The sequence below is a fragment of the Intrasporangium chromatireducens Q5-1 genome, from assembly GCF_000576575.1.
In the GTDB taxonomy this organism is placed as follows: Bacteria; Actinomycetota; Actinomycetes; order Actinomycetales; family Dermatophilaceae; genus Intrasporangium_A; species Intrasporangium_A chromatireducens.
In genome coordinates, this window is the sequence record NZ_AWQS01000244.1 from 1 (window position 1) to 5,502 (window position 5,502).

The 5,502-nt window shown below is 72.2% G+C and carries 4 protein-coding genes; 1 reads left to right on the forward strand and 3 read right to left on the reverse strand.

Going from position 1 to position 5,502, the window contains the following annotated elements:
* Positions 1 to 33: 33 nt before the first annotated feature.
* From N864_RS18675 to N864_RS18685, 3 genes are read right to left on the reverse strand one after another with little or no spacing between them, the layout of a single operon-like run.
* A complete protein-coding gene (locus N864_RS18675) occupies positions 34 to 1,161 on the reverse strand; it encodes an ABC transporter ATP-binding protein (RefSeq protein WP_034720688.1) in 1,128 nt (375 codons plus the stop codon).
* On the reverse strand, positions 1,158 to 2,888 hold the full coding sequence (locus N864_RS18680) for an ABC transporter permease (RefSeq protein ID WP_081794029.1): 1,731 nt from the start codon (positions 2,886 to 2,888) through the stop codon (positions 1,158 to 1,160). The genes N864_RS18675 and N864_RS18680 overlap by 4 nt, the downstream gene beginning before the upstream one ends.
* Before the next feature lie 3 nt (positions 2,889 to 2,891).
* Positions 2,892 to 3,923, reverse strand: coding sequence for an iron ABC transporter substrate-binding protein (locus N864_RS18685; RefSeq protein ID WP_081794030.1), 1,032 nt, complete (start codon positions 3,921 to 3,923; stop codon positions 2,892 to 2,894).
* Positions 3,924 to 4,088: 165 nt separating this feature from the next.
* Here N864_RS18685 and N864_RS18690 point away from each other — a divergent pair.
* Positions 4,089 to 5,502 (forward strand): AMP-binding protein (locus tag N864_RS18690; protein WP_240474401.1); only part of this gene is annotated, 1,414 nt, incomplete at its 3' end.

Genomic DNA, 5,502 nt, shown 5'->3' on the forward strand with positions numbered 1-5,502 from the left:
CCACCAACCGACGAGGGGCCACCAACCGACGGCTCAGTGAGCCGCAGTTGGCACGGCCGACTCGCGCTCCGGCTCGCCGTCGGACGAGGGGAAGACCTGCGACTCGCCCTCGACGGTCACGATGACGCGGCTGCCGACGGCCGGGACATTGCTGCCGAAGGTGCGCGCCGAGATGACCGCGGGCGACGAGCCGGGCTCGAGCAGGCGCAGCTCGACGAGGGCGTCGTGGCCGAAGTAGGACGCCTTCGTCACCTCGGCCGCGGCCCGGCGCACCTCGGCCCGCGCCGTCGCCCCATCGGTCGGTTCGACCTCGGCGCTGAGGCGAACCTGCTCCGGGCGGATCAACACCTCGCAGCGGCCGGCGAGCCCGCAGGGGTTGCGGGCGGTGAGGCTGCCCAGCGCGCACTGGACGACGCCGTCCTCGAGGCGGCCGGGCAGGAAGCAGGCCTCGCCGAGGAACGTCGCAGAGCGCCGGTCGAGCGGCGTGCTGTAGACCTCAGTCGGCGCGCCGACCTGGGAGAAGCGGCCCTCGTGCATGATCGCGACCTGGTCGGCGAACGACAGCGCCTCTGCCTGGTCGTGCGTCACGAGGACGACGGTGGCCTGCTCGTGGGCAAGGGCGGCAGCGACCGCCTCGCGCGTCGAGACCCGCAGCTCGGCGTCGAGGGCCGAGAACGGCTCGTCGAGCAGGACCACCTTCGGCCGGCGGGCCAGGGCCCGGGCCAGGGCGATCCGCTGCTGCTGGCCACCGGAGAGCTGGTCGGGCCGGCGCGAGGCGAGGTCGGGGGACAGGCCGACGAGCTCGAGCAGCTCGGCCACCCGAGCCCGGTCCCGGCGCCCGCGGCGCGGCATGCCGTAGGTGATGTTGCCGGCGACGTCGAGGTGCGGGAAGAGGTTGCCCTCCTGCGAGACGTAGCCGAGGCCGCGACGCTCCGGGGCCACCCACGTGCCGGGGCCGACGACGACCTCGTCGCCGAGCCGGACCTCACCGGAGTCCGGCCGCAGGAAGCCGGCGACGACCCGGAGCAGGGTCGACTTGCCGCAGCCCGAGGGGCCGAGGACCGCCGTGGTCGTCGCGCTCGGCACCGTCAGGTCGATGCCGTGCAGGACCTCGGTGCCCTGGTGGGAGGCGGTGATGCCGGTGATGGTCAGCGTCGTCACGTCAGCTGGTCCTTGTTCTTGCGGTGGCCGCTGCCTGCTCCTCTGGTGCGGAGCAGCAGGATGGTGAGTGGGGCCGAGAGGAGCACCATAGCGGCGGCATAGGGTGCGGCGCCCGGGTAGTCGAGGGACCCGCTCGCGCTCCAGAACGCCGTGGCGAGCGTGTCGGTGCCGGTCGGGGCGAGGAGCAGGGTCGCGGTCAGCTCGGTCGAGACGGCGATGAAGACGAGGGCGAAGCCGGCGAGGGTGCCGCGGAGGGTGAGCGGCAGCTGGACCCGGAAGAAGGTCGCGAGCGGTCCGCTGCCGAGCACCCGGGAGGCCTCGCTGAGCTCCGGCGGGGTCTGCGCGATGGCGGCGCGGATCGCGACCATGACCCGGGGGATGAAGAGGATGACGTAGGCCACGATGAGCACGGCCGTCGTCTGGTACAGCGGCCGGACGTACTGGATCGAGAGGGTGATCAGCGCGAGCGCCACGACGACGCCGGGGAGCGAGGAGGCGACATACGTGACCCGCTCGACCGCGACGGCCAGCCAGGTGCGGCTGCGGGCGAGCAGCCACGCGACGGGGAACGCGGCGACCGTCGTGATGACGGCGGCCAGCAGCGCGAACCGCAGCGTGCTCCACAGGGTGGGCAGCAGCGAGATCGGCTCCATCGAGTCGCCGGTCTTGAGCAGCCACCGCACGATGCTCCAGCCCGGCACGCCGAGGGCGAGGACGGTCAGGGCACCGAGGCCCAGCAGGGCGAGCGGGGTCGCGCGCCCCAGCAGCGCCGGAGCGGGCCGGCGGATCGTCCCGGTGCCGACGCGGGCGTGCCGGCGAGTGCCGCGCACGAGCAGCTCGACCGTCAGGAACGTCAGCGCGAGCATGATGAGCACGACGGCGAGGACGCTGCCGGACTTGTTGTCGAAGGCGACCTCGAACTGGTCGAGGATCGCGGTGGTGAAGGTCGGGTAGCGCAGCATCGCGAGCGCGCCGAACTCGGACAGCAGGTGCAGCGCGACGAGCAGGACGCCGCCGAGGAGGGCGGGGCGGACCTGCGGCAGGCTGACGCGGAAGAAGGCGCGCCACGGTCCGAGGCCGAGCGAGCGCGCGGCCTCCTCGAGCCCCTGGTCCATCGAGCGCAGCACCGCTGCGACCGGGAGGAACACAAACGGGAAGTACGACAGGGAGGTCACGAGGACGGCGCCGGTCCGGCCCTCCAGGGACGGCAGGAACGAGGCCCAGGCGAAGCTGTTGACGAACGCCGGCACGGCGAGCGGCGCGACGAGGGCGACCCGCCAGAAGCCCGCACCCGGCAGGGTGGTCCGCTCGACGAGCCACGCGCTCGCCACGCCGAGGACGGCCGTGATCGTGCAGGTGAGCACGACGAGCCACACGGTGTTGCCGAGCAGCTCGCCGACCCGCGGGCGCCAGACGAGGTCGAACGCCTGCCCCGGACCGCTCTCGAAGGCCTTGAGGACCACGACGACGACGGGCAGCGAGCAGACCGCCGCGACCACGAGCGAGGCGATGCGCAGCGGCAGCGACGTCGGCGTGAGCCGCCCGTGCGGTGCCGGCCCAGTGGGTCCGTCGGGTGCCCCCTGCGCCGGGCCGCCGCGCCCATCCGGCGACCCTCCGGACGTCCCACCGGGCGTCCCAGCCAAGGGGGCTCCGGGCGCTCCCGGGTAGGCCGGGACCCCGGGGGCCGTGGTGGCCTCCTGCGGTGCCGGGGTCCGGGTGCCGTTCATCGGCTAGAGGATCCCCGCCTGGGTCATCAGCTCGATGACCTTGGGGCCGTTGAGCGTGAACGGGTCGATCTTCGGGGCCTCGAGCGTGTCGAGCGGCGGCAGCGCCGGGTCGGAGGCGACGCCCCTGCCGACGGCGTACTCCTTGGCGTCGCTCGAGGCGAGCAGCTGCTGCCCGTCCTTGCTCGTGACAAAGGCGAGGAACTTCTGCGCGTCGTTCGCGTGCTTGCTCGACTTCAGCACCGCGCCGCCGGAGAGGCTGACGAACGCGCCCGGGTCCTCGTGCTTGAAGTAGTGCAGCTTGGTGTTGCCGCTGCTCGACTTGTCGAGCGCCTGGTCGCGGTACCAGTAGTAGTGGTAGATGATCCCCATCGGGACCTGGCCGGCGTTGACGGCCTTCATCGTCGCGATGTTGTTCTGGTAGATCTTGGCGCCGGACTTGAGGGCGGCGAGCCACGCCGCGGTGGCGTCCTGGCCCTTCAGCTCGAGGATGGCCGAGACGATGGCCTGGAAGTCGGCGCCGCCGGCGGCCGCACCCCACTTGCCGGCGTACTCCGGCTTGGCGAGGTCCATGATCGAGGTCGGCAGCTGGGCCTCGGAGATCTTGCTCGGGTTGTAGACGAGCACCGTCGAGCGGGCCGCGATGCCGACCCAGTCGTGCGAGGACGGCACGTAGGCGTCGCCCACCTGGCCGATCGTCGCGTCGTCGACCTTCGCGAGCAGGCCCGCGTTCTGGACGGTGGTCATGGCGGGGGAGTTCTCGGTGAGGAAGACGTCGGCCGGTGACTTGGTGCCTTCCTGCACGATCTGGGCACCCATCGACGAGTCGTTGCCGTAGCGGATCTGGACCTGGACGCCGGTCTTGTCCTGGAACGTCTTGGCCCACTCCTCGGTGAGGTTCTTGTGCTGGGCGCTGTAGATCGTCAGCTTGTTCGCGTCGAGCTGACCCGACGCCTCGAGGCTGCCGCCGCATGCCGTGAGCAGGAGCGCCGACGCCGCGACAGTGGCGACGAGGGCGGCGGCTCGGCTTCGGGTCACAGGGCGCTCCAGGTGCGAATCGGGGGTGGTGCGGAGGTGGCGTGACGCGCCTCACGATATACGCAAGGGTTGCCTTACCTAATTGAGAGTAGCGGACCGGTTCTCGTCGTCGAAATCAATCTCGCGGTTTGACTTAGGTGTGCCTAACCTTATTGACTGCGCGCCGTGCCGTCCACTTCGCCCGCCACGTCCCGGCGCCAGGCCGCCCCTGCGGCCAGCAGGCTGCCATGGGTCGGCGGGCTGGGGGAGCACGGCGAGCGGGTGGCCGTCGTGACCGCCGACGAGCAGGTGACGTATGCCGCTCTCGCCGCTCGCGTGGAGGCGCTCGCCGGGTGCCTGGCCGGGTCGCGCCGCCTCGTCCTCCTCGAGGGGCGCAACACCCTCGACACGGTCGTCGGCTACCTGGCCGCCCTCGCCGCCGGCCACGTCGTCCTGCTCACCGCAGCGGGACCGGGCGGCTCCGTGGAACGGCTGACAGCGGCATACGACCCCGACATCGTTCTCGGCCCGAGCGGCACGGTCGACATCCGCCGCACCGAGCCGCGGCACGAGCTGCACCCGGACCTCGTGCTCCTGCTCAGCACGAGCGGGTCGACCGGATCGCCGCGGCTCGTGCGCCTCTCCGCCGATAACCTCGCTGCCAACGCCGACCAGATCGCCGAGTACCTCGGGGTGCGCCCGGACGACTGCGCCGCGACGACGCTGCCGATCACCTACACCTATGGCCTGTCCGTGCTCCACACCCATCTGGCGCGAGGTGCTCGCGTCCTGCTCACCGAGCTCACGGTCGTCGACGAGTGCTTCTGGCGGCTGTTCGTCGAGGCCGGCGCGACGACCTTCCCGGGGGTGCCGCACACCTTCGAGCTGCTCGAGCGGAGCGGCTTCGCCGAGCGAAACCTGCCGCTGCTGCGCTATGTGACGCAGGCGGGGGGCCGCATGGATCCCGAGCGGGTGCGCTCGTGGGCGCAGCTCGGGCAGCGGCGGGGCTGGGACCTCTACGTGATGTACGGCCAGACCGAGGCCACCGCGCGAATGGCCTACCTGCCGCCGGAGCTCGCGAGCGAGCGCCCCACTGCCGTCGGGGTGCCCGTGCCGGGTGGGTCGATCGCCATCGAGGACGGCGAGATCGTCTATCGCGGGCCCAATGTCATGCTCGGCTACGCGACGGCACCGGCGGACCTGGCCGCCGGACGGACCGTGGACGCGCTGCGGACCGGCGACCTCGGCCGGATCACCGACGACGGGCTCGTCGAGGTGGTCGGCCGCAAGGCGCGGTTCGTCAAGGTGCTCGGCCACCGGGTGGACCTGGACGGGCTCGAGTGCGCGCTGCGGGACGACGGGTGCGACGTCCGGTGCGCTGGCCGCGACGGCTGCGTCATCGTGGCAGCCTGCGGCCTCGGAGCAGCTCCGTCTCGAGAGGCGTTGCGCCGCAAGGTGCTTCGTGCCGCCGGAGTGCCCCGGGGAGCGGTGTCCGTGGTCCCCGTCGACGAGCACCCGACGCTGCCGACCGGCAAGCCGGACTATGCCGGCCTCCTCCGCCTCGCCGACAACGCCCCCTCCGTCGAGGGGCCACCAACCG

Coding starts and splice junctions, on each gene's coding strand:
- N864_RS18680 (WP_081794029.1), bottom strand. CDS start 2,888: ATGAACGGCACCCGGACCCCGGCACCGCAGGAGGCCACCACGGCCCCC.